Source organism: Leptotrichia sp. oral taxon 218, assembly GCF_018128225.1.
GTDB lineage: Bacteria > Fusobacteriota > Fusobacteriia > Fusobacteriales > Leptotrichiaceae > Leptotrichia.
The window spans coordinates 1057338-1083152 of record NZ_CP072377.1 but is presented as its reverse complement, the minus strand read 5'-3'; the positions used below and the strand labels follow the sequence as shown (position 1 = coordinate 1083152).

The 25815-nt window shown below is 28.0% G+C and carries 21 protein-coding genes and 1 CRISPR repeat array; of the genes, 16 read left to right on the top strand and 5 right to left on the bottom strand.

What is annotated here, in order from left to right:
• Nucleotides 1–90: 90 nt before the first annotated feature.
• The 13 genes from wzy to J5A73_RS04980 all read left to right on the top strand — a co-directional run bounded on the left by wzy (nt 91) and on the right by J5A73_RS04980 (nt 13754).
• Complete coding sequence (wzy, locus tag J5A73_RS05040; RefSeq protein WP_211617191.1) at nt 91–1497, top strand: O-antigen polysaccharide polymerase Wzy; 1407 nt, start codon at nt 91–93, stop codon at nt 1495–1497.
• Between the two features lie 83 nt (nt 1498–1580).
• Nucleotides 1581–2378, top strand: coding sequence for a glycosyltransferase (locus tag J5A73_RS05035; protein WP_371813419.1), 798 nt, complete (start codon nt 1581–1583; stop codon nt 2376–2378).
• A gap of 228 nt (nt 2379–2606) precedes the next feature.
• Nucleotides 2607–3557 (top strand): M48 family metallopeptidase, encoded by a 951-nt coding sequence (locus J5A73_RS05030; protein ID WP_211617189.1) that lies wholly within the window; start codon nt 2607–2609, stop codon nt 3555–3557.
• A gap of 74 nt (nt 3558–3631) precedes the next feature.
• Nucleotides 3632–4780, top strand: a complete 1149-nt coding sequence (locus J5A73_RS05025) for a pyridoxal phosphate-dependent aminotransferase (protein WP_211617187.1) — start codon at nt 3632–3634, stop codon at nt 4778–4780.
• A 119-nt stretch (nt 4781–4899) separates the two neighbouring features.
• Nucleotides 4900–6330: a 23S rRNA (uracil(1939)-C(5))-methyltransferase RlmD gene (gene rlmD, locus J5A73_RS05020; RefSeq protein ID WP_211617185.1), complete on the top strand. Its 1431-nt coding sequence runs from the start codon at nt 4900–4902 to the stop codon at nt 6328–6330.
• A 367-nt stretch (nt 6331–6697) separates the two neighbouring features.
• Nucleotides 6698–6937 (top strand): glutaredoxin domain-containing protein, encoded by a 240-nt coding sequence (locus J5A73_RS05015; RefSeq protein WP_211617183.1) that lies wholly within the window; start codon nt 6698–6700, stop codon nt 6935–6937.
• A gap of 105 nt (nt 6938–7042) precedes the next feature.
• Nucleotides 7043–7414, top strand: coding sequence for a class Ib ribonucleoside-diphosphate reductase assembly flavoprotein NrdI (nrdI, locus tag J5A73_RS05010; RefSeq protein WP_211617182.1), 372 nt, complete (start codon nt 7043–7045; stop codon nt 7412–7414).
• A gap of 90 nt (nt 7415–7504) precedes the next feature.
• Nucleotides 7505–10609 carry a ribonucleotide reductase N-terminal alpha domain-containing protein gene (locus J5A73_RS05005; protein WP_211617180.1) on the top strand — a complete coding sequence of 1035 codons (3105 nt, stop codon included), beginning with the start codon at nt 7505–7507 and terminating at the stop codon, nt 10607–10609.
• 22 nt (nt 10610–10631) lie between these two features.
• Nucleotides 10632–11489, top strand: coding sequence for a Fic family protein (locus tag J5A73_RS05000; RefSeq protein WP_211617178.1), 858 nt, complete (start codon nt 10632–10634; stop codon nt 11487–11489).
• Nucleotides 11490–11564: 75 nt separating this feature from the next.
• Entirely contained in the window at nt 11565–11855 is a 291-nt protein-coding gene (locus tag J5A73_RS04995; RefSeq protein WP_211617176.1) for a type II toxin-antitoxin system RelB/DinJ family antitoxin, read from the top strand.
• Nucleotides 11845–12165, top strand: coding sequence for a type II toxin-antitoxin system YafQ family toxin (locus tag J5A73_RS04990; RefSeq protein WP_211617174.1), 321 nt, complete (start codon nt 11845–11847; stop codon nt 12163–12165). Before J5A73_RS04995 ends, J5A73_RS04990 begins: the two co-directional genes overlap by 11 nt.
• Entirely contained in the window at nt 12138–13145 is a 1008-nt protein-coding gene (gene nrdF / locus J5A73_RS04985) for a class 1b ribonucleoside-diphosphate reductase subunit beta (RefSeq protein ID WP_211617172.1), read from the top strand. The genes J5A73_RS04990 and nrdF overlap by 28 nt, the downstream gene beginning before the upstream one ends.
• Before the next feature lie 123 nt (nt 13146–13268).
• A complete protein-coding gene (locus J5A73_RS04980) occupies nt 13269–13754 on the top strand; it encodes a hypothetical protein (RefSeq protein ID WP_211617170.1) in 486 nt (161 codons plus the stop codon).
• A gap of 220 nt (nt 13755–13974) precedes the next feature.
• Here the strand turns inward: J5A73_RS04980 and ligA are convergent, their stop codons facing one another.
• The gene (ligA, locus tag J5A73_RS04975) at nt 13975–15993 is read right to left on the bottom strand and encodes an NAD-dependent DNA ligase LigA (RefSeq protein WP_211617168.1); all 2019 of its coding nucleotides are present in this window, start codon (nt 15991–15993) and stop codon (nt 13975–13977) included.
• 394 nt (nt 15994–16387) lie between these two features.
• Nucleotides 16388–17248: direct repeats of the CRISPR family, unit length 37 nt; unit sequence GTTGAAGTAGTGTATCCATTAAAACAAGGATTGAAAC.
• 98 nt (nt 17249–17346) lie between these two features.
• On the opposite strand from ligA, the gene J5A73_RS04970 reads away from it, so the two are divergent.
• The 3 genes from J5A73_RS04970 (at nt 17347) to metH (ending at nt 22153) form a co-directional block, all read left to right on the top strand.
• Nucleotides 17347–17988 (top strand): chromate transporter, encoded by a 642-nt coding sequence (locus J5A73_RS04970; RefSeq protein WP_211617166.1) that lies wholly within the window; start codon nt 17347–17349, stop codon nt 17986–17988.
• Nucleotides 17985–18560 (top strand): chromate transporter, encoded by a 576-nt coding sequence (locus tag J5A73_RS04965; protein WP_211617164.1) that lies wholly within the window; start codon nt 17985–17987, stop codon nt 18558–18560. Before J5A73_RS04970 ends, J5A73_RS04965 begins: the two co-directional genes overlap by 4 nt.
• A gap of 83 nt (nt 18561–18643) precedes the next feature.
• Nucleotides 18644–22153: a methionine synthase gene (metH, locus tag J5A73_RS04960; RefSeq protein ID WP_211617162.1), complete on the top strand. Its 3510-nt coding sequence runs from the start codon at nt 18644–18646 to the stop codon at nt 22151–22153.
• A 118-nt stretch (nt 22154–22271) separates the two neighbouring features.
• Here metH and J5A73_RS04955 read toward each other — a convergent pair whose 3' ends face one another.
• From J5A73_RS04955 to J5A73_RS04940, 4 genes are all read right to left on the bottom strand, one after another.
• Entirely contained in the window at nt 22272–23144 is an 873-nt protein-coding gene (locus tag J5A73_RS04955) for a hypothetical protein (RefSeq protein WP_249069430.1), read from the bottom strand.
• A 16-nt stretch (nt 23145–23160) separates the two neighbouring features.
• The gene (locus tag J5A73_RS04950; RefSeq protein WP_211617160.1) at nt 23161–23466 is read right to left on the bottom strand and encodes a cupin domain-containing protein; all 306 of its coding nucleotides are present in this window, start codon (nt 23464–23466) and stop codon (nt 23161–23163) included.
• A gap of 7 nt (nt 23467–23473) precedes the next feature.
• The gene (locus tag J5A73_RS04945) at nt 23474–24076 is read right to left on the bottom strand and encodes a DUF1003 domain-containing protein (RefSeq protein ID WP_249069429.1); all 603 of its coding nucleotides are present in this window, start codon (nt 24074–24076) and stop codon (nt 23474–23476) included.
• Between the two features lie 323 nt (nt 24077–24399).
• The gene (locus J5A73_RS04940) at nt 24400–25785 is read right to left on the bottom strand and encodes a hypothetical protein (protein WP_211617157.1); all 1386 of its coding nucleotides are present in this window, start codon (nt 25783–25785) and stop codon (nt 24400–24402) included.
• Nucleotides 25786–25815: the final 30 nt, after the last annotated feature.

The following is a 25815-nucleotide window of genomic DNA, read 5'->3' as shown; positions in this document are numbered from 1 at the left end:
AGGTTCAAGCCATCTTGTCAAATATTAAATTTTATAAATTTTTATAAAGTAATAAAAATAAAATAATAAAAAAAGGAGAAAAATAAAAAAATGAAAAGAGATAAACTGTTATTTTTAATATTTCATATATTTGTAATAGCTTTTGTGTTATTTTTAAAAGTGGCAGTACATTTTGAAAACATAAAGTCAGATATGAAATTTTTAGAAGTTTTGCTTATGTTTGTCTATATTTATGTATTTTTAACAGCAAAAGTTTATTTAGATTGGCTAAATTCCTATATGATTTTTTTGTACACCACATTTTTATTCAATTTTACGAGAATTTTTTTAGATGTTGTAAACTACCGTGAATTTGGCTGGGCAACAAAATTTGCCAATTTTTACTTTTATTACGATGTCCGAATAGAAATTATAACAATATTTTTGTTAGTTTTGCTATTTACACATCTAGGATTTTTTATTGGAATTATGAATGAAGAAATCTATGAATTAAAAAGCAGCGTAACACTTCAAAAAAATCCCATTTTTGAAAATTTAGGAATGTTCTTATTTATAATTTCATTACCCGCTCTAGCTTACAAGATGCTGCTTCAGTTAAAAGTAATTTTAAGTGCTGGATACGAAGCATATTACACAGGAATCTTAAAAAGTGTTGAATATCCCGTTTTTACAAAAGGAAGCGGAACAATAATGACAATCGGATTTTTAATATTTTTAATTTCTATTCCTAAAAAAAAGAAATTTTTATTCGTTTCAGCACTTTATTTAATGGTAAAATTATTGGATTCATTCAAAGGAGCAAGAGCGATTTTCTTAACGCAATTATTATTCGTTATGTGGTATTACGCAAAAGTTTATGGAATAAAGATAAAACCAAAGACAATGGTAAAATTAACGGCTTTTACAGTAATTTTTTCCCAATTTCTGGTCTCATTCAGAAGTAAAAAAATATTCAGTTTCGACTTAATAAATTCAATCTGCAACTTTTTATTCTCACAAGGAGTAAGTTACTTAGTTTTAGGATACACAGTCAATTTCAAAGGCAAAATTGTGGGTGCAGGTCCATATCCTTACATTTTACAAGGACTTTTTGGATTTAAGCCACAGTCAATGGACACGCTTTACATGACAAATTCATTAGCCGACAGATTGACATACGAGCTAGATCCCACAGCGTATTTAAAAGGAGAAGGAATAGGTTCAAACTATATCGCTGAAATGTACGATTTAGGATATATTTGGCTAATTATAATCTCAATTTTATTGGGAATCGCAATCATAAAATATGAAAAATATGTTGTAAAAAACAGATTTTTATTGCTTACAAGCTATTATTTCATCCCAAATTTATTTTACATTCCAAGAGGTTCATTCTTTGGAGATGGATTAATAAAAAATATGGCACTATTAGTGGCAGTTTATGCAATTGTTACAAGTATTGACTACATGTATAAGCAAATTGAGAAAAAAAGGGAATTGGAGAGAATTAAAGTTTAAAAATAAAAAAAATTATAAAATTTTTGATAAAAATATTTAAAAATTTAATATAATTTTATTTAAAAATAAAAATAGGAGAAAAAATGTCAGAAAAAAAAATTATAGATAAAAAAATATATTATGTCTGGATAGGAAATGCAAAAAAACCAGAGATTTTTTACAAATGCTTGGAATCTTGGAAAAAGAATTTGCCAGATTTTGAGATAATTGAGATTAACGAGAAAAATTTTGATATGGAAAAACATCTAAAAAAGAACAGATTTTTTCGTGAGTGTTATGAGAAAAAATTGTGGGCGTATGTTTCAGATTATATGAGAGTTCATTTTATGTATGAGAATTCAGGAATTTATGTGGACACAGATATGGAAATAATAAAAGATTTGACACCAATTTTGGAAGGAAAAATTTCTTTTTTTCAAAATCAAAAAGATAAAATTTCAAAAAAAATGGAATTTTTTATTGGTTACGAAGACAAAAAACACATAAGTGTCGGTATTTTTGGAACAACGAAACATAATAAAATTTTAAAAGAAATAATGGAGTTTTACGAAGCTGACATTTGGAAAAAGCCTATTTGGACGATTCCAAAGATTTTTACTTATGTTTTTGAGAAAAAATATAATTTGAGCGAAAAAAGAGAAAATATTTTAAAAGATGGAGAAATTATAATTTTTCCGAAAGAATATTTTTATCCATACGGTTATCACGAAAAATACACAGAAGATTGCATAAAACCTGAAACTTATGGAATTCATTGGTGGAATGACAGCTGGAGCAGCTTATCTGCAAGTCTTTTTTTGGAAACGAAACATTTGAAAGGAATAAAAAAGATTGTGAAGTTATCTAGGATTGTGGCTAGATATTGGATTAAAAAGAAATAATAGTAATTTAAAAAATTATTATCTTGTATTCTATTAAATCTTATTATATCTTAAGATTATAAAAATTATTAATAACTTTAAAAATTTTTTTTGACTAGTAAAAATAATTTTTTGAGTGCCATGTGTGGCACTTAATTTTTTTATCATAAAATTAGAAATATAAATGAAAATATGTTATAATTAAAAAAATTATAAAAATAATTTTTTTATTTAGAAAGGAAGGAAATATTGGTAAAAAGAACACTAGTAATTTTATTAGCATTTTTAAGTCTTAATGTATTTTCTGATGTTGTAGTAATCACTGATGATAAAAAAGTAGGAGATTATTTTAAGCAAAAAGTTAATAATGCTAAAGTGATAAATATTCAAAGTGAAAAAGGTATAAAAAATGTAAAAAAAGATGAAACAAATCAAGATGCAATAAAAGAAGTAATAGAGTTGTCTAAAAAGGAATTTAATGAAATAAGTAAGGTAAAAATAAATGAAAAATCAAAAAATACTTTTTTGGAAAGTATAAAATATTTTTATAGTGATGAAGAAAAAATGAAAGATTTACTTTTGAGGTCTATAAAAGAAGATAAAAATAATTATTTGGCATATTTTTATTTAGGTTATTATGAGCAATATTTGAACGATAATCCAAAACAAGCGATTGAATATTACAAACAAGCAATAAAGATTAATTCTGAATATCCGATGGCGTATAATAATTTGTCAGATTCCTATGAGGAAATAGGAAATAAAAATGAAACTGAAAAAATTCGAAGACAGCTGACTTCATTATTTCCAGATTTTCCTGAAACATATTATCAGGCAGGAATGAAATATAGAAAAGAAAAAAATTTTTTAAAGTCAACAGAAAGTTTTGAAATAGCTATAAAAAAATATAAAAATTTATCTAATACTAAATTTTATACATATTTAGGTTCAGATTTAAAAAAAGAATACATAATGGATGCAGAATTATATATTATAACTAATTATTTAAATACTAAAAATTTCTTAAAAGCACTAGATTATTTTTCAACTGTTTATCCAAACATGAAACAAAATAAATATGAAAAACTTTCATATATAATAGAGGCTTTGGAAAATTATAATGAAAATGTGATAAAATCTAAAAATATTAATGAATACAAACAAAATTTAGAAAAAATAAAAAAATTTGATTTACAATAAATTTATTTTTTCAAAAATCAAGTCTATTTTATAAAAAATAAAATATAGAAATAAAAAAGAAAGGAAGTAAATAAATGTACATAGATCCAATAATAAAAGGAATAGAAATATCAGATATAAGAAAAATTCACGAAAGATTGTCGGCTTATAAAAATGTTATAAATATGACAATTGGAGAGCCAGATACAGATGCACCGCAAAAGGTGAAAGAAGCAGTTGCGTATCATGCGTTAAATAGTCCTATAAAATATTCGCCAGTAGGTGGGATTCCAGAATTAAGAGAAAAAATTGCAAAATTCTATAATGAAACTTTTGGTGGAAATTATAAAAAAGATAATGTTTTAGTTACAGTTGGTTCAACTGAAGGATTGTCTTCTACGCTTAAAACAATTTTGGCAAAAGGGGATGAAGTTCTTATTCCAACACCAGCATATGTTGGGTATGAGCCATTAATTACAGTTTCACAAGCTAAAACAATTTTTATGGATTTAGAAGAAAATAATTTTGTTTTGACTGAAAAAATCTTGGAAAAATATGTTACAGAAAAAACTAAATTAATAATTTTGACTTATCCAAATAATCCTTCAGGAATAACGCTTCCAGAAGAAGAAATGATAAAAATTGTTGAATTTTTGAAGGATAAAGAAATTTATCTTTTGAGTGATGAAATTTATGCTCAAATTGCATTTGAAAAATTCACTTCGTTTGCAAAATATAGCGATATTTTGAAGGAACAATTGATAGTTGTTAATGGTTTTTCAAAATCACATTCGATGACAGGATACAGATTAGGTTATACGATTGCTAGTGAAAATTTACAGTCACAAGTGAAAAAAATTAGCCAATATACAGTTACAAGTGCTTCGACATTGTCACAATATGGAGCAATTGCAGCATTAGATTACTGTTTAGACACGACTGAATTATCAGAAATTTACAAAAAAAGAGTTTACTATTTTGTGGAAGAATTGGAAAAATTAGGATTTAAGTGCTTGAAGCCTAAAGGGGCATTTTATGTATTTGCGACATATAAAACAATTGATAAGTTTAAAGATGCGGATTCTTTTGATTTTGTCTTGGATTTATTGGAAAAAACAGAATTGGCGATAGTTCCTGGGGTTACATTCCAAGTTGAAGGATATTTGAGATTTTCAATTGTGCATGACTTGCCTGTGTTGGAAGAAGCGATTGCAAGATTGAAAAAATATATTGAATCTAAATAAAAATAGAAATTAATTTTTAAAATTTTGGAAAATTTGTTTGGTAATCTTGTATAAATGATGGGATTACCAAATTTATTTTTAATTAAAGTGAAAAAATTTTATGGAAAAATGGAGATAAAATGGAAAATAAAGAGAAAAAAATTTTAAGAAAAGGTGATGAAATACAGCTGAAAATAGCAGGACTTAATACGAAAGGTCGTGCGTACGGTTTTTATGGAGATGACGAAAATAGGATTTTTCCAAATATAAATGCGGCTGAAGGGCAAATTGTTGAAGGAATTTTTGTGAAGAGAAGAAGAAAGTATGAATTGATTCGATGTGAAATTATTGATTTTGCAGGAAGAAAAAATGCGATTTATGACGAAATTGCTAGACAAAATGGTGGTTGTAACTATCAGTATTATTCATACGATGAGCAACTTGCGATAAAAAATTCTAACATTGAAAAAGAAGTGAAGAAAATTGCAAAATATGATTTTACTTTTGAAGAGCCGGTTAGAAGTGTAGAAGTGGAGAAATATCGAAATAAAATGGAATTTAGTTACGGAAATGCTGTGAAAGATGGGCCTATGATTTTGGGACTTCATAAACAAAACAGTTTTCATGATATTGTTGAAGTAGACGGCTTGAAATTGATGGATGATAACTTTAATAAAATTTATATTTTTTGTAATGAATTTTCAAAAACGACAGGGCTGGATTTTTATCATAGATTGGATCATATTGGCTTTTTTAGGAATTTGGTTATTAGAAAAGCGGATTTTACGAAACAAATTTTAGTAAATATGGTTACGACAACTCAAATTGAAGATGAGAAAAAATTGGAATTTCAAAAAGGTTTAGTTGAAGGATTGTTGGCTTTGGAGCTTGAAAAAGGGTTTAAAATAACAGGAATTTTACATACATTTAATGACAATTTTTCTGATTCGGTTGTTTCTGAAAGAGAGGAAATTCTTTTTGGAAAAAGAGATTTGGAAGAAGAAATTCTAGGATTAAAATTTAAAATTAGTCCGTACAGTTTTTTTCAAACAAATTCAAAAACAGTGGCAAAATTATACGGAAAAGTATTGGATTATTTAGATGAAATTGAAGGGGAAAACATTCATAATTCGGTTGTTTTCGATTTATTCAGTGGAACAGGCACGATTGGGCAAATTGTTTCCAAAAAGGCAAAACAAGTTTATGGAATTGAGCTTGTGGAAGAAGCTGTTGAAAAAGCAAATGAAAATACAAAATTGAATGGTATCGAAAATGCACATTTTATCGCAGGAGATGTTTTTGAAAAATTAGATGAGTTTGATAAAAATGGAATCAAGCCAGATATTATAATTTTGGATCCACCTCGTGCAGGTGTTGGTGAAAAGACGCTTAATAAATTACTGAAATATGATGTGAAGGATATAATTTATGTATCTTGTAATCCAAAAACATTTAATATAGATTTGAAGGTTTTACAGGAAAATGGGTATGAATTAGTGAAAATGGTTACGGTTGATATGTTTCCAGTTACGCCACATATGGAGGTTGTGTCGAGATTGAGAAAGATTTGAAAAAAGATTGAAAAATAAAAAACGAAAAATAAAATAAAAATAAATATTAAAGAGAAAATTTTGATTAATCTTCTCTTTTTTAATTTATTTTTTATGAAAATGCTTAAAAAAGTTATAAACACTTATTCATTAATTAAATTATCTAAAATTCACTTCAAAAATATATAAAATATATATATTAAAAAAAATCTTTATTTAAGACAATCGGCAAACTTCTTAATTTAATTTTAAAAATAATCTTATTGAAAAATTTTAAAAAATAAGATACACTACATATATGTATTTTTTAAAAAACAAAACACAATATATTGTGTTTTTTAGTTTGGAATTAAATATTAAACTTAAAATAAAAAAAGGAGAATAAAAAATGAAAAGAATAATTAAATTTGAAAAAAATGACTGCAATCCGTGTGCGATGGTATCGGAGTTTTTAGATAGAAAAGGTGTAGAATACGAAAGAATAAATGCTTTTGATAATCCTGAAATGGCTATGAAGTTTAAAGTGAGAACAGTTCCAACTGTGATTTTGATGGAAAATGATGCTGAAGTAAAAAGAGTTATGGGATTTAAAATGGAAGAATTAAATGAAATGACTTCGGAATTATAGAGTAACTGAGCAGGTTTATTTTAAAAATTGGGAAATTCTTTAGAAAAGAAATTTTTTGAAAGAAAAAATTAACATAAACCTGAAACAAAATACAAGGAGAATTCTATGATTATATATTATGACTCAAAAACTGGAAATGTTCAAAGATTTATGGAAAAAATAAAAGACGAGAGACCAGATTGGGAAATTATTAAAATTAATCCTGATTTGGAAGCCAAAGAAGATGGACATTTTGTCACATTTACAACAAAAATAGGTGAAGTTCCAGAAACTACAGCTGAATTTTTGAAAAAAAATAGTAAATATATAAAGTCAATTAGTTCCAGCGGAAATATGAACTGGGGAGTATATTTTGCGGTTGCTGCGGACAAAATAAAAGAAGAATATAAAATTCCAGTTTGCATGAAATTTGAATTATCTGGAACAAATAGAGAAGTAAAACATTTTATTGATTATGTTGAAAAATTTAATAAATAAAAAAAATAATTTTATTTGAAAATTTTTATAAAAAAACTTAAAAAACTATAAATTTTACAAAATAAAAAAAGAAAGCGAGAAAAATAAATAATGGTAGATAACAGAGCAAAAAAATGGATTTATCTAAATAATGAAATAATGATAAAAAAGGGTGAAGATTTTCAGCTAGAAAAAGATAAAGAAGCAGTTTATTCATATTTTGTGGACTATGTAAATAAGAATACAGTTTTTTTTCACAACTTGGAAGAAAAAATGAGATATTTAATAAAAAATGATTATTACATTGATTTTTACAAAATGTATTCACATGACGAAATTAAAGATGTTTTTAAACTTGTTTATGACAAAAAATTCAGATTTGCATCATTTATGAGTGCATCAAAATTTTATCAAAGCTATGCGTTAAAAGACGACGCTGAGCACAAATTTTTGGAGAGATATGAAGACAGAATTGCAATTGTTTCGTTATTTTTGGCACAAGGAGATGTGGAAAAAGCAAAAGAATATGCACTTATGTTAATAAATCAAGAATATCAACCAGCAACGCCGACATTTTTAAACTCTGGGAAAAAAAGAGCTGGAGAACTTGTTTCTTGCTTTTTAGATGAAATGGGAGATAATTTGAGCGGAATTGGATACATTTTTGACTCTTCAATGAAACTTTCTTCACTTGGAGGAGGAGTTTCAATTAACTTGTCGAAAATAAGAGCAAGAGGAGAAGCGATAAAAGGTGTTGAAGGAAGAGCATCTGGAGTTTTGCCAATTATGAAGATTTTAGAGGATATTTTTTCTTATGCAAATCAATTGGGACAAAGAGCAGGAGCAGGAGCTGTTTATTTAAATGTTTTCCATTCGGATATAAATGAATTTTTGGACTGTAAAAAAATAAATGTTGATGAAAAAGTGAGAATAAAATCACTTTCAACAGGAGTAATAATTCCAGATAAATTTTTGGAACTTGCCAAAGAAGGTGAAGTTTGCTACACATTTAATCCACACACAGTATTTTTGGAATATGGAAAATATTTAGATGAGATGGATATGAACGAAATGTATGAAAAACTAGTCGATAATCCAAATGTCAAAAAGAAAAAAGTTGATGCAAGAGAAATTTTAGTAAAAATTTCACAATCTCAAAAAGAGAGTGGTTATCCGTATATTTTCTTTAAAGATAATGCGAATAAGGAACATGCTTTGAAAGAGATTGGATCAGTTAAATTCTCAAATTTGTGTGTTGCTCCGTATACAAAAATTTTAACAAAAGAATACGGTTATACAGAAATTGGACAGCATGAAAATGAAAAAGTTCATGTTTGGAATGGAGAAGAATGGAGTAAAACTACAGTTATTAAAACAGGAACTGATCAAAAGTTATTAAAAGTTAGTACAGATAATTTTCAAACTGTGGATGTAACACCATATCACAAATTTTATATTAAAGATGAAAATGAAAAAGTTGTTGAAAAAAGAGCACACGAACTTAAAGTTGGAGACAGACTTATAAAATTTGATTTGCCAAAGTATGAAAATGAAAATCGTGAAATACTTGAAAATGCTTATGCAAATGGATTTTATTCAGGTGATGGTTGCGAATATGATGTGAAAGATAGAAAAAATCTTACAAATAAAATAATTTATTTATATGGAGAAAAAAAAGAACTTTTAGATAAATTTGATGACTTAGAATATAGTAAATCAGAAAATGAAGATAGAATAATTTTAAATTATTGTAAGGGACTGAAAGATAAATTTTTTGTACCTTTTAATTATGAAATTTCAAGTATTGTTAAATGGTTAAGCGGATTGGCAGATGCAGATGGCACTGTTTCAAAAAATAATGGAAATAATTCATTACAAATAGCTTCAACAAATTTAGAATTTCTTTCTAACATTAGATTGTTACTTCAAGAAATTGGTATTCATTCGAAAATAAATAAAATGCGAGATACTGAAATCAGAGAATTACCATTAAATAACGGAACAGACGAATGTGGAGAATTTGAATGTAAGGCATTATATAGACTACTTATAACACATAAAAATTTACAAAAACTTGTGGAGTTAGGATTTGAAACATTTAGATTGAAATTTGATTTGGAACATACTCCAAATAGAGATGCTTGTGCTTTTGAAAAAATAACCGCTGTAGAAGAAATTGATGGAGTTTACGATACATATTGCTTTACTGAAGAAAAAAGACATATGGGAATGTTCAATGGAATGCTTTTAGGGAACTGTACTGAAATTATGCAATTATCAGAAGTTTCAGACATTAACGCTTATTATGAAGAAGATACAATAAGAAGAGGAATATCATGTAATCTAGGTTCACTAAATATCGCAACAGTTATGGAAAACAAAAGAATTAAAGAAGTAACAAAAGCTGCAATTGATTCACTTACAATGGTTTCAGATTTAACAAACATTGATGTTGTTCCGACAATTAAAAAAGCAAATGAAGAATTACATTCTGTAGGACTTGGAGCAATGAATTTACATGGATTTTTAGCTAAAAACTTCATTATGTATGAAAGCCGTGAAGCACTTGATTTTTGTAACATTTTCTTTATGATGGTAAATTTTTATTCGCTTGAAAGATCAATGGAAATTGCAAAAGAGAGAGGCGAAACATTTAAAGATTTTGAAAAATCAGAATATGCGAATGGAAAATATTTTGACAAATATTTGGAAAAAAATTATGAGCCAAAAACTGATAAAGTAAAAGAATTATTTGAAGGAATGTATATTCCGACGACAGAAGATTGGAAAAAATTAAAAGATCAAGTTATGAAATACGGAATTTACAATGCTTATAGACTGGCAATTGCGCCAAATCAGTCAACATCGTATATTATGAATTCGACAGCTTCAGTTATGCCAATAGTTGACACGATAGAAGTGAGAGAATACGGGGATAGTAAAACTTTTTACCCAATGCCATACTTGACAAACGACAACTTCTTCTTTTATAAATCAGCTTACGACATGGATCAAAAAAATGTGTTAAAATTAATGTCAGTAATCCAAAGACATGTGGATCAAGGAATTTCAATAATCCTTCATACAAAGAGCTCTGATACTACAAGAGATATTTCAAAACTTTATATTTATGCGCATAAATTGGGGTTAAAATCGCTTTATTATACTCGGACTAGGAAGGCTACGATTGAGGAGTGTATAAGTTGTTCAGTGTAAAAATAAAATAAGGGGAAAAGTGATGAATAAAATATCTAAAATTGAAATTTTCAAAAACTTTTTAGAAAAAGAAAGACCTTTAAATAAAGGGATTTTGACAAAATTAGAAAGTAATCTTAAAACAAATTTTATTTATAATTCAAATGCGATTGAAGGTAGTACTCTTACTTTGAAAGAAACGGATATTATTCTTCAATATGGGGTTACTGTGAAAGGGAAAAGTTTGAAGGAGCATGAGGAAGTGAAGGGACAGGAATATGCTCTTAATTTTCTGAAGGAAGTTATAAAAACAAATGAATCTTTATCGCTGAGATTGATAAGAGAGTTTCATGCTCTTGTGTTGAATGATGATATTGAGAATAGAGGGAAGTTTAAGAAAAGTAATAATGAAATTTTGGGTGCTGGATTTGAAACGACGCCTCACTATCTTGTTGAAGAGAAGCTGACTGAATTAATTGATGAATTTAATAGTAGTGAAAATAATGATTTGATAATGAAAGTTGCTTGTTTTCATGCTGATTTTGAGAAAATTCATCCGTTTATTGATGGTAATGGACGAACTGGGAGATTACTTCTGAATTTGGAGCTTATGAAGAATGGTTATCCGATTACAGTTATACGAAATGAAGATAGAGATGAATATTATACTGCTTTGGAAACAGCACAAGTTGAATCAAATTACGAGCTGCTTGCTGGTTTTATAGAAAAGAGTGCTGAAAATACTTTTTGGATGTATTACAAATATTTTGATGAAGATACAAAAATGAAGTTTGAAGAATATTTAAAAAAGAATGGAATTAATCCGAAAGAAGTTTATCAAAAGAGATTTGAGGATTATCCAGAAACAGAGAGAGACTTTCCAAGAGATTGGGATAAATAGACATTATGATAAACTAATTGATTGACAAAAGATATACTTTGTATGTATAATAAATATAAAAGAAAGTAATATTTTATGGCAACAGTTAATATAAGTATAAAAATAGATGAAGAAACTAAAAAAGAAGCACAGAAATTATTTAAAGATTTAGGATTAAGCCTTAGTACAACAATTAATATATTTTTAAAACAGGCTATAAGAGAAAAAGGAATTCCCTTTTACATAAGTTCTCTACCTGAAAATTCAGAATTGGTTCAAGCATTTGAAGAAGCTAAACAAATTAAGAAAAATCCTTCAAATTATAAATCGTACAGTAGTCCAGAAGAAATGTTTAAAGATGTCTTGGGAGAAGATTATGAGGGATAAAAAAGAAGAGTATAAATATTCTATTATTCTTACTGGGAAATTTAAAAAACATTTAAAAAATCTAAAAAAACAGAAAAAAGATTTAAAATTATTGGAAAGTATCATCTCAATATTGGCAAAAGGAGAAAAACTTCCTCCTAAAAACAAGGATCATAAATTAGTCAATAATTATGATGGAGCAAGAGAATGTCATATAACTCCAGATTGGTTATTAATCTACGAGATAGTTGAAGATAAATTAATATTGATAAAACAATTTTATCAAGAAAGGAAAACAAAAAAATGGAAAAGAAAATATACAAAGCAGTAAACTGGAATACCCCAGAAAATGATTATGTGGAAACTTTTTGGGAACAAAATATTAGACAATTTTGGATTGATACGGAATATATTCCGTCAAGGGATATTGACAGCTGGAATGCGCTTAAGCCTGAAATGAAACTGGCTTATTTACATGCACTTGGAGGACTTACAATGCTTGATACATTGCAAAGTCATACTGGAATGCCTAAAATTATTGATCACATTGATTCACTGCAAAATCGGTCAGTGCTTTCTTATATGTGCATGATGGAGTCGATTCACGCAAAATCTTATTCGACAATATTTACAACAGTAGCGTCAACTCGTGAAATAAATGAAACATTTAACTGGGTTCAAGAAAATCCGCATTTGCAGTATAAAGCCAATAAAATTGACAATTATTATCAAAAGATGAATAATCCAGAAGCTTCAAGAAGAGATATTGCGATGTCTTTAGCGGCTTCGGTTTACTTGGAAACTTATTTGTTTTACAGCGGGTTCTTTTTACCGCTTTGGCTTGCTGGACAAGGAGAAATGGTCGCAAGTTGTGATATAATTAAGAAAATTATTGCGGATGAGTCAATTCACGGAGTATTTGTCGGACTGCTTTTCCAAGAATTATATAATTCATTTGATGAAGATACTAAAAAAGGAATGAGAGATGAATTAAAGACATTGCTTTACGACTTGTATGAAAATGAATGCAGATATACCGACGAAGTATATGGAGATATTGGACTTACAGGCGATGTTAAAGAATATATTAGATATAATGCCAACAAAGCGCTTATGAATTTGGGATTTGAAGAAGAGTTTGAAGTAAAAAATGTTAATCCGATTGTGTTAAATGGACTTAATGTGGAAACTACTCAACATGACTTTTTCTCTAAAAAATCTACAAATTATGAAAAAGCGTTGGAAGTTGTGCATTTGCATGACGATGACTTTGGATTTGATGACGACGACGATGATGATTTTGATATATAGTTCTAAAAATTTCTAAAAATAAAAAAACATTAAAATTATTGTTTAAAAATTTTTAATTTTTTGGGTTATGTGGTATAATAATACTGAAAATTAAAAATAATTTGAGTTTGGGAGTGGATGGGTATGAAAAAAATTAGAAAAATTGGGATTATGTTTTTAGTTTTGGCAATTTCTATAAGTGTGATAGCTTGTGGAAATCAAAGTAAAAATAAAAAAGTAAATGATTTTTCTTCTAAAACAGAGAAAGAAAGTGAAGAAATATTAAAAGCTTCTTATGGCGACGGAGAAAATCGTGATTTTACAACTGATGGAAAACTTCACGAAGATAAATTTCTTAATAAAAAATTTGGATATACTGATACTTCTGATGAATTCGAAATAAAAAAAGATGAAAAAGGTTATTATGTCATAAGTTACTATTATGACGAAGATAATGAAAATGCTCAAGCAGAAAAGGAAGTAAGAAGATTAAAAGTTTATAAAAATTTTGCGCTTGTAAAAGAAGATGGCGATAACAGTATGGTCTATGCTTATGACACAAAATTACAAAAACTTGTATTTTTAAATTCAAATGGTAAAATTTTTCTGGAAGCAACTGAAATGGAATAAAAAAACAATTTTAGAATAAAAAAATGAGAGTGTTCAGAGTTTTTTATGTAAATTTTTATAAAAAATTGTCAAGTATAGCGATTTTTTAATAAAAAGATAGCAAGAAGTCTCCAACTTCTATAAGTGGGAGTAGTTCACAATATTTGCATATAAAAAATTTTTATACAACTAAAATTTGAGATAAAAATTAGGGAGAATATATTTTTCTCCCTTTTTTATATTATAAAAATTCTTTTTCAAATTCATCTTCGCTTAGTACTCTAATTCCTAAATTTTGAGCTTTTTCTAACTTACTTCCAGCTTTTTCTCCAGCAATTAAAAAATCCAAATTTTTTGAAACGGCAGATAAATAATTTCCACCTTTTTCTAAAATTATATCTTTTATTTCGTTTCGCTTATATTTTTGCAATTTTCCAGTTGCAAGGAAATTTTTTCCTTTTATTGGATTGTCTTTAACTTCTTTTAGTTCATCTTCTTCAAATTTAAATTTTAAGCCAATTTCTTTAAGTTCCGTAATAATTTTCCAGTTATTTTCATTATTTAAAAAAGTATTTACAGCGATTGCAGCTTTATCTCCAATTCCTTTTACTTCCAAAAGTTCTTCAACTGACTTTTCTTTTAAAACATCAATATCTTTAAAAGTTTTACTCAAAAGGTTGGCGTTAAATTTCCCGACAAATGGGATTCCAAGAGCATATAGAACTTTGGAAAAGTCTTGATTTTTACTTTCGTTTATGCTATTTAACAAATTTTCAACACTTTTTTTTCCCATCTTTTCCAAATTTTCTAATTCATTGCGATAATTTTCTAAAAAATAAATATCAACTACAGTTTTAATTTTTTCAAGTTCAATAAATTTTTCCACAATTTTTTCTCCCAGACCTGAAATGTTCATGGCGTCTCTTGACACAAAATAGGAAATTTCTCTTTTAATTTTTTCAGGACAGTGTGGATTTAAGCATTTTAGCGCAACAAGGCCCTCTTCTTTTACAAGTTTTGTGCCACAAGCAGGACAGCTTTCAGGTTCTTTTATTTCTTTTTCAGTCCCTTTTCTGTCATCAAATACGACATTTACGACTTGCGGTATAATTTCTGCTGCTTTTTCGACAATCACATTGTCCCCAATTTTTATATCTTTTCTACGAATTTCATCAAAGTTATGAAGACTAGCTCTTTTTACAACCGACCCTGATAAATTCACAGCTTCCAGTTCCGCAACAGGTGTCACAACTCCCGTTCTTCCCACTTGAAAAGTCACATTCAAAAGTCTTGTTTTAACCTGTTCAGCAGGAAATTTATAAGCGATTGCCCATCGTGGACTTTTTGTCGTGTAGCCCAAAGTTTCATAAAATGAGAAATCATTTATTTTTATAACCAACCCGTCGGTTTCATAATCCAATTTTTCTCTTTTTATTCGCCATTTTTCAATAGATTTTTCAAGAGTTTTAAAGTCGGAATATTTCTCAAAGACTTTAGTTGTCTTAAATCCCAGCTTTTCAATAAATTTAATACTTTCCAAATGTGTTTTAATTCCATAATTTTCCGCATTGACCAAATAATAGAGATAGCAGTCAAGTCCTCTTTTTGAAACAATCGTGGAATCCAGTTGTCTAATTGTTCCAGCAGCAGCATTTCTTGGATTTGCAAAAACTTCTTCCCCATTTTCTTCCCGCTCTTCATTTATTTTATTAAAATTTTTAATCGGCAAAATAATTTCCCCACGAACTTCCAGCGAAATCGGCTCTTTCAATTTTTTTGGAATAGATTCAATTTCCATAATATTTTCCGTCACATCTTCTCCAATTTTTCCGTCACCACGAGTGACTGCTCTCGTTAAGTTCCCATTTTCATAAATAAGGCTGATACTAAGTCCGTCCAATTTCAGTTCCAGAATATATTCAATTTTTTCAGAAAAGTTAATTATTTTTTTTACTCTTTTGTCAAAATCTTCGATTTCAGCGATATTATAAGTATTTGACAAACTTAACATAGGAACTTTATGTTCAACTTTAGAAAATTTATTACTCGCAGTCCCTCCAATTTTTTCAGTCGGAGAATCATCAATTTCTAAAAGAGCGGGATATTCTTTTTCCATCTCTTTTAACTTTCGCAAGAGTCCGTCATATTCCATATCTGAAATAATTGGATTATCTTCGTTGTAATAAAGATTATTATATTTTTCAATTTTGTTTTTCAAATTTGTATAATTTTTTAATATTTCATTATCAAGTGAGTTCATTTTTTCTTTTTCCTTTTCTTTTTTGATTTTTTTTATTTTTAAATTTAGTATATCATTTTTTGAGAAAATTATAAATAAAAATTTTTAAAGAGAGAAATAGAAAATAGAGAAATAGAAAATGAAGTTTTTTATTTATCATAAAAAAATTTAAAAAAAATTTTGAAAAAACAAAAAAATATGGTAAAATAAGTTCGTAGGAAAAGTTCCTACCACTCCAAGAATTAAAAAATAAGGAGAAAAATCAACTCAAAGTCAGTAAATATAAGGTTTAGGAGTTACGGAAAATGATAAAAAAACATCAAAAAATAACAAAATTTAAGCAAAAAAATGTGATTTTAATGTCTGAAAAAATCTCTGTAATACTGATAAATAAAGGATTTTATTGAAAATACGAGTTGAAGTAGTGTATCCATTAAAACAAGGATTGAAACAATTTTTCGCTCAATCTATAAACATATTTCTTAATTTGCGGTTGAAGTAGTGTATCCATTAAAACAAGGATTGAAACCTAAAGATTTATAATATGCTACATCAAAATCTTCAAACCGTTGAAGTAGTGTATCCATTAAAACAAGGATTGAAACCTTCGATTTCCAGTCTTTTCATGTATTTTTTTAATCGTTGAAGTAGTGTATCCATTAAAACAAGGATTGAAACTCATCTTCTATTTTTATTATACGATTCATATACAAAGTGTTGAAGTAGTGTATCCATTAAAACAAGGATTGAAACACAGTCGTTTTGTATACAAAGAAGAAATTTGTATAGGAGTTGAAGTAGTGTATCCATTAAAACAAGGATTGAAACCTTGAAAAGGTACTTCCTCTCCAAGAATTTTTTTAATGTTGAAGTAGTGTATCCATTAAAACAAGGATTGAAACTTCTTATAAGATGGATGTATGTGAAGTTCCGTTAGAGTTGAAGTAGTGTATCCATTAAAACAAGGATTGAAACATTGGAGAGCCTGATACAGATGCACCGCAAGAAGTTAAGGTTGAAGTAGTGTATCCATTAAAACAAGGATTGAAACTATCAGTCAATTTTTTTCGCCATTGGTAGATGTATCTGTTGAAGTAGTGTATCCATTAAAACAAGGATTGAAACTACTATTTAATTTAACGCAACCATTTAAAGTTACATTGTTGAAGTAGTGTATCCATTAAAACAAGGATTGAAACACTTGCACTCTCACGCTCCCTAGATTCTTGTAATTGAATAGTTGAAGTAGTGTATCCATTAAAACAAGGTTTAAAATTATTATTCGAATATTTTTATTAAATTAAAGAAAGTTTAAGAGCTTTCTTTTTTTAATTAATGATAAAATAAAAATATATTGATTTTTAAAATTATATTTTGTATAATAAAATATATGCTTATAAGCAAAGAAAGGAAATTGAAATGGGAACATTATTTAAATTATTTTTTTCATTTGCAAAAATGGGACTTTTCACATTTGGTGGCGGATATGCTATGCTTCCAATGATAAAGTCGGAGATTGTTGAAAAAAATAAATGGGCTACAGAAGACGAAATTATGGATTATTATGCGATAGGACAAGTGACTCCAGGAGTTATTGCGGTAAATACGGCAACATTTGTTGGACATAAAGTGAAAGGTCTTATCGGATCTATATTTGCAACGATGGGAATGATTGTCCCTCCTATTATAGTTATAACTTTGATTGCTTTATTTTTGAAAAACTTTTCTCACCTTATGGTCATAAAATACGCTTTTAATGGAATCCGTGCGTGTGTCTGTGTGCAAGTTTTTCAAGCTATATTTATGATGGCAAAAAAATCACTTCCTGATTTTATCTGTATTGTGATATTTATTCTTGTAATTGTATTTTCAGTTACAAATATATTAGACCCAACTTTACTTGTGGTTTTAGCTGGTGTGACAGGGATTATTATTAAAAATTTCACAAGAAAAAAAGATGGTGGAAAAAGTGACGAAGCTAGTCAGAAAATAGGAAATGGAGGCGGAGAACAATGAATGAAGTGATGAGATTGTTTCATTTATCAATTGAATTTGGAAAAGTTGGACTTTTTTCAGTTGGTGGAGGACTTGCGACTTTGCCGTTTCTTTATCATATGGGACAGAGAACAGGATGGTTTACCGCTAATGATGTGTCAGATATGATAGCGATTTCTCAATCAACACCTGGACCTATGGGAATTAATATGGCAACTTCAGTTGGATTTACAATAGCGGGACTATGGGGAGCAGTGGTTGCACCAGTTGCACTTACAGTGCCATCAATAATAATTATTATTATGATTTCTCACGCATTAAGAAAATTTCAGGATTCAGTTTTAGTGCAGGATATTTTTTATGGATTAAGACCAGCTTCGATTGGACTTATTGTTACAGCTGGAATTAGTGTAGCGAAAGGGTCTTTACTTGATATAGAAAAATACAATTTGTCAAAAAATATTGTCAATTTGTTGGATTACAAATCTATTATTTTGGCAATAGTTATTGCAATACTTACAAAGTTTAAGTTTAATCCAATACTTTTAATTGTATTGTCGGCAATTGCAGGAATAACTTTCAAATTTCAATAAAACAAATAAAAAGAATAAATTAATAAATTAAATTTAAAAATTAAAAATTAGAAATTAATAAAATAAATAAAAGGAGTGATTTAATGGCAACATCACAATATAAAAATTCATATGATTTTTTACAAAATGATTTAAAAAATAGAATTTTGCTGCTAGATGGAGCGATGGGGACAATGATTCAAAAGCAGAATTTGACTGCGGATGATTTTGGCGGTGAAAAATATGAAGGGTGTAACGACTATCTTGTGTTGACAAAACCTGAAATTATTAAAAATATTCATAAAGAATATTTGAAATCTGGAAGTGACATCATCGAAACAAATAGTTTTGGAGCTTTGGACATTGTTCTAAAAGATTATGATTTGGAAGACAGGGCTTTTGAAATGTGCAAAAGAGCGGCAGAGCTTGTAAATGAAACAATTTTAGAGTACAGAAGTGAAAATCCTGATGATACTAGGCATCTTTATGTTGCAGGAGCTTTAGGACCATCTAATAAGTCAATTAGTGTTACTGGAGGAGTCACTTTTGATGAACTTGTCCATACATATTATACAGCTGTTTCAGGGCTTCTAGCTGGAGGAGTGGATTTAATCCTATTTGAGACAATTCAAGATACAAGAAACTTAAAAGCTGCATATTTAGGGCTTAAAAAGGCTATGGAAGAGAATTATACCGTGCCGCTTATGTTGTCATTTACGATTGAAAGCACAGGAACGACACTTGCCGGGCAAACTGCGGATGCTTTTTATTACGCTGTAAATCATATGCATCCATTTTCTGTCGGATTAAACTGTGCGACTGGACCTGAATTTATGACTCAGTTTTTAAAAACATTAAATGATATTTCAAATACTTACATTTCCGTTTATCCAAACGCAGGGCTTCCAAATGAAGATGGAGAATATGAAGAAACTCCAGTAACTTTGGCAAATAAATTAGAACCTTTTTTCAAAAATAAATATTTGAACATTGTGGGCGGATGCTGTGGAACTACGCCGGATTATATCAAAAAAATTAAAGAGAAAACTGTGAATTATGAACCTAGAAATATTGATAAAGATAAAAATTTTAATAATTTATCTGGGCTAATTTCGCTTGAAACACCTAAAGATAGACCGATTTATGTAGGGGAGCGAACAAATGTAATTGGTTCAAGAATTTTCAAAAATCTTATTGCACAGGAAAAATTTGATGAAGCGACTGAAGTTGCAAGACTTCAAATTAAAGGGGACGCCGATGTGATTGATGTCTGTCTTGCAAATCCAGATAGAGATGAAGTTGCTGATATGAAAGCGTTTTTGGAAAAGGTTTCAAAATTTGCAAAAGTGCCGATAATGCTTGACTCGACTGATATAAATGTCGTTGAAAAAGGACTGACTTATCTTCAGGGAAAAGGAATTATTAATTCGATAAACTTGGAAGACGGGGAAGAAAAATTTAAGAAAATGGCTGAGGTTATCAAAGAATTTGGGGCTGCGGTTGTTGTGGGGCTTATTGACGAAGAAGGAATGGCTGTTTCGCTTGAGAAGAAAATTAAGGTGGCAAGACGAAGTTATGAGCTGCTTACAAAAAAATATGGAATTGATGAAAGAGATATAATTTTTGATACGCTTGTTTTCCCGGTTGCGACAGGAGACCAGAAATATATTGGTTCTGCAAGTGCGACAATTGAAGCTATTCGAGAAATAAAAAAAGAAATGCCTAATGTTAAAACAATTTTGGGAGTGAGTAACATTTCATTTGGATTGCCGATTGCGGGAAGAGAAGTGTTAAATACTTATTATATGAATAAAGCCTATGAAGCTGGGCTTGATTTTGCGATTGTAAATACTGAAAAAATTATTCCGATGGATGAAATTTCAGATGAAGAAAAAGAGCTGTCAGAAAATATTTTGTTTCATACAAATGATGAAAATGTTTCAAAATTTGCAAATTTCTATAGAGATAAAAAAGCGACTAAGAAAAAAGTTGATGTAAGTAACTTGACGGTGGAAGAAAAAGTCGCAAATTTGGTTGTTGAAGGAAGTAAAAAGGATTTGACTATTTTATTGGATGAACTTTTAAAAAAATATACTCCAATTGAAATAATAAATGGGCCTTTGATGACTGGAATGGACGAAGTTGGAAGACTTTTTAACAAAAATGACTTAATCGTTGCAGAAGTTTTGCAAAGTGCGGAAGTTATGAAAGCTAGTGTCGCACATTTAGAGCAGTTTATGGAAAAAGACGAGTCTTCTGTGAAAGGTAAAATAATTATGGCAACTGTAAAAGGTGATGTTCACGACATCGGGAAAAATTTGGTTGGAATAATTATTGGAAACAATGGCTACGAAGTAATTGATTTGGGAATTAATACTCCTGCGGAAAAAATTCGAGATGCTGTAGTAAAAGAAAAAGCTAATTTTTTAGGACTTTCAGGACTTTTAGTAAAATCTGCGGCTGAAATGGTGAATACTGTTGCTGTGTTGAGAGAAGCGGGAATTTCTATACCGATTTTCGTTGGAGGAGCTGCTCTTACAGAAAAATTCACAGTTAATAAAATTGAACCAGCTTATGAGAATAACATTGTAATTTATTCAAAAGATGCGATGACAGCACTTTCTGATTTAAATAAAATGATTGACGAAAAGAAATTTGAAGAATTTAGGGAATATTTGCAAAAACGAAGAGATTTACTTTTAATAAAAGATGAAAAAGAACTGCAAAAATTAAAAGTAAAACAAACAGTCAGCGATATTAAAGATAAAGACGGAACTTTTGACTATTCTAAAATTGAAATTCCAAAATATAATTTTGAGAAAATTTATAAGCCTGAAACTTTGAACAAGCAAATTATTACAAATATAAAGGCAAAAGATGTATTTCCGTTTATCAATTTGCAAATGCTTATTGGAAAACATCTGGGTCTTAAATGGATTGTTGGAAAAATGCTTGAAAAACAAGATCCCCGTACAGTAAAAATGTATAATGAAATTAAAGAGATTATTGAACATGGCGATGAATATTTTGATATAACGGCAATTTACAAATATTTTCCTGTTCGAAGAAAATATGGTAAAGAAAAAAACGAATTTTCGTTGGAAATTTTATCCGATGATTTGAGTAAAGTTATCGAAACATTTAATTTTCCAAGACAGAAATACGGTCAATATTTGTCATTAAACGATTATGTAAATCCTGATGGAATAGATTATGTAGGATTTTTTGTTGCAACAGCTGGAGAGAAGTCAAGAATTGTGTCTAACGAATTAAAAGCAAAAGGTGAATTTTATAAAGGACATTTAGTAAATTCGATAGGACTGGAACTTGCAGAAGCGACTTCTGAGTATATTCATCAAATTATGAGAAAAGATGTGGGAATTATTGACAAAGAATTGCAAACAGAAGATATATTAAAAGCGAATTATCAAGGTAACCGTTATTCATTTGGATATCCAGCGTGTCCAGATTTAAGCGACCAGAAAAAATTGTTTAAATTATTAAAACCTGAAATTTATGGAATAAAACTTACTGATGAATTTATGATGTATCCTGAAGCGTCTGTAAGTGCTATCGTATTTTCACAGCCGTTTTGTAAATATTTTAATATGTAATTTTAAATAAAACAATTTTTTGTTATTAAATACTTAACTAATAAAAAAAGGGAAACTTAATTTATATTTTTAAATTTCCCTTATTTTTTATTTTTATGAAAAATATATAATTTGTTAATTATTGATTATTTCCGTTAACATTTTTCATAATACTGTCCCATATTTCTTCACCTTTTTTCATTACATCTTGTCCAATTTGGCTAGATTGAACTTCTTTTATTCCTTTTTCAATACTTTTTAGCATTTCTAACGCTTTTTCAACTGTTACTTGTTTTGAAGAGTATAATTCTTTTCCTTGTTCCAATAGTTTTGGACATTCTTTGTCAAAGTTTGCATCACCTGTTTGAACGCATTGAGCATTTTTAAACATTTCATTTGATTTTTTAACATTTTTAAGTGCTTTTTCACCATTTTTTATACCTTCTTCAGCATCCTTATTTTGAACATTTCGAGTGAAGGCACTAAGTAAATCTTTTGTATTTCTTTCGCTTTCTTCGAACATTTTATTTATTCTATTTTGCTCTCTTCTTACATTATTTTGTATTGCTTCATCATTTCCGTTTTCAGACGAATTATTTAAGTTTTTGCTAGTAGCAGGAGTATTTTGAGTGTCAGAAGAACTGTTGCCATTTTGATTTTGCACAGTTTGTCCGTTTGGTCCTGTTGAAACTTCTGGCATTGAATTTGTAGGCTGCAATTGAGTCTGAGTGTTATTGTCAGTCATCATATTGTTATTTTGAGTAAGTGAATAAATATTGTAAACTCCGCTTATGACAAAAACTACAAAAGAAAAATAAAACAAATAGCAAATAACTTTATCAGTCGAAGTCTTCCCGTCTCTTAATTTTCCTTTTGCTTCATTTTTCCCCATTCCATTTTCTTCAAATTCTTTTAATTTTTTACCATCTTCCACAGTCTTTTTTATATATGGAACTCCTGTTAAAATTGCTACAACTAGCGAAAATATTAGTAACATTATCATCATTACCATAAAAAATCATCTCCCTTTAATTATAAAAAATACAAATCCACACACAATGTGGATTTTTACTTGTATAACTCACTTTATGTTTTTCATTTTTTTTTATTAAAAGCGTATCACCGCTTGATAATTTTACAATTTCAGAATTTTTAAAATAAGTTATTTCAGCATTTCCTTGCACCAAAATCACAAATTCATTTTTATCAGAACTTTGCCAATCGGTAGTTTGACTTTCTGAAACAATTCTTTCAATTTTTATATTTTTATTTTTTTCTAAAATTGTTACGATTTCTTCGTTATTTTCAAATTTTTCAAAATCAAAAATGTTCATATTCACCTCAACTGTCGTGATCTTTTTCTGTTTCTGTAATATCTATAAATTTAAATGCTCTTTCTTCTTTTTTATTTTTATTTTTTATTTTTTTGTTTTCTAATTGAGATACTCTTTGTGCCATTTCATTTTGTTTTTTTATTAATTCATCCAATTTATAGTGCAAATCTTCGATTACAATTTCATTTTTTAGATTTACTTTATAGTCGTTCAAAGATTTTTTCTCATTAAGTTTTTTAGATTTATTTTGATTAATTATAATAAGTGAACAAAATAAAAGCATAACAAAAGACAAAATTGCATTTAAAATTACAAAAGAATAAGAGTCAAACTGTCTATTAAATATAAATATTAAATTTATAAAAAGCCAAATTGCCACAACTGTAATAACTAAATGAATAAATTTTTTACTGCCAATAAATTGTGACAATTTATTTGAAATTTTTAATTTGTCATCTTTTTCTTCTTTTATAACTTTAGAAACTTTTTGTTCTAAAAGCATATGTATTATTTCTTCTCGCTTTAAATCATCGTCAACATTTTTTAACATCTGCTTTAAGGAAACTTCTTTATTTTGTGTATCTTTTAATTTAGTTTTGGCTGTTTTCAATCTTTTATCTCCCTTTCATCTTTTTTTTGTTTTTTTCTTTTTTTATTTAAAATTTTATTTTTTATTTATCTATTTCTTCTTGATTATTATAATAACATTTTAATTAAAAAAATACAAGTATTAAACAAAAAATACATTTAAATTTTTTTACTATAAATTCACTAAAAGCTCTTTTATTAAAATATAAATTTTAAGTATATTATTAATATTTTTTTGTTAATTCAAAGAGCAAGATATGTTATTTTCAAGTGCACCATCTATTTTTATATATTTTAATTTCCCATTTTTGTCAAATTTTTTAAATTCGCTATTTTTATATATAATTATAATTTTTCCAACTCCTTAACTATATCTTCAAGATCTTTAAAAAAAGATGCACTATCATAAACTTTTCTTCTCATTTCACTTTCTCCCCAAAGTTCTTCAATTTTATCTTTGCCAGAATACTCAGACGGCACATTTCCTAAATATTGTAACGAGTTTATTTCGTGTTGTTTATATGCATTACCTGAATATTTTTTTTTCACATATCCAGAAAGTTCTATTTCATAACTGAAATCTAGTTTTTCAACTGATTTAGTTTTACTTTCCTGAAATATAAATTCTTTTTTTACCGTTTGTCCATCGTTATTTTTAACCTCTTTTACTTGAGATAAATTTTTTATTTGGCTAGGATATGTAGAAACTTGATAATTATCCGTAACTTTACAATTTATTTGGACTTCAGCCTCACTTGAATATTTTGTATAAACTCCAACTTTGGATAAATGACCATTTATATATGCAGGGACATGGCTATTATCACAACCAGAAATGTTGTATTTTACGTAGGCTTTTTTAGAATACTCTGAAATTTTCTCTTTTGAATCTCTAAAATTAGGGATAATTTCTTGTGCCTTTTTTAATTTTTCTATTGATTCTCTGTATCCATGTTTAGTTACAGCACCAGAAGTTTGTATAGCACTTTGGTAAAGCTTGTCTGCTTCTTGATAATCAGCTTTTTTTTTGAGTTCTCTAATTTTTATATACAAATTTTTATAATTTTTCTGATATTGTTCATAAGTTTCTTGTGCTGCTTCGTTTAATTTTTGTGCTTCACGGTATTTTTCAGCTTTTTCTTTTATATTGGCATACTCTATGAGTTTATCAGCTTCAGCTTGAGACATTTTTCTTGATATTGATTCATATTTTAAAATTTTATTTTCATCTATTTTTTTAATTTCACTTAATTCTTTAGTATAACCAATCATATTTCTGTAATATTCATCAAGTATTGAAATAATATCTCTATAATATTTACTTTCCAATTCTCCTGTTTTTATACGTTCATCTATAATTTTATAAATTTCGCCTAAAAGTTCATCGCCATCATATTTTGATAAAAAATCAGTAAAATTTGAAGATTGAGAGTAAACATCGAATAGTGCATAAATTTTATAAAGTCCTTCATAACCATCTTGTCTTTCTTCTAAATTACTGCTTCCAGCTTCTGTTTTATAATAATTTACAATATTAGAAAACTTTTCCATAATTTCATTTTTAATATCTGGTTTAATTTTTTCAACTTTGTTTGGATGTTTCTCAAAATAACTTAAAGTAAGATATATGCTTCTTATATATTCTTTATTATCATACGCCTCTTGTGCTTTTTTTAATTCACAAGATACAATGGTAAATAACAGCAATAAAATTAAAAATATTTTTTTCATAAGAACAGATCCTTTCGATTAAAATTTTTT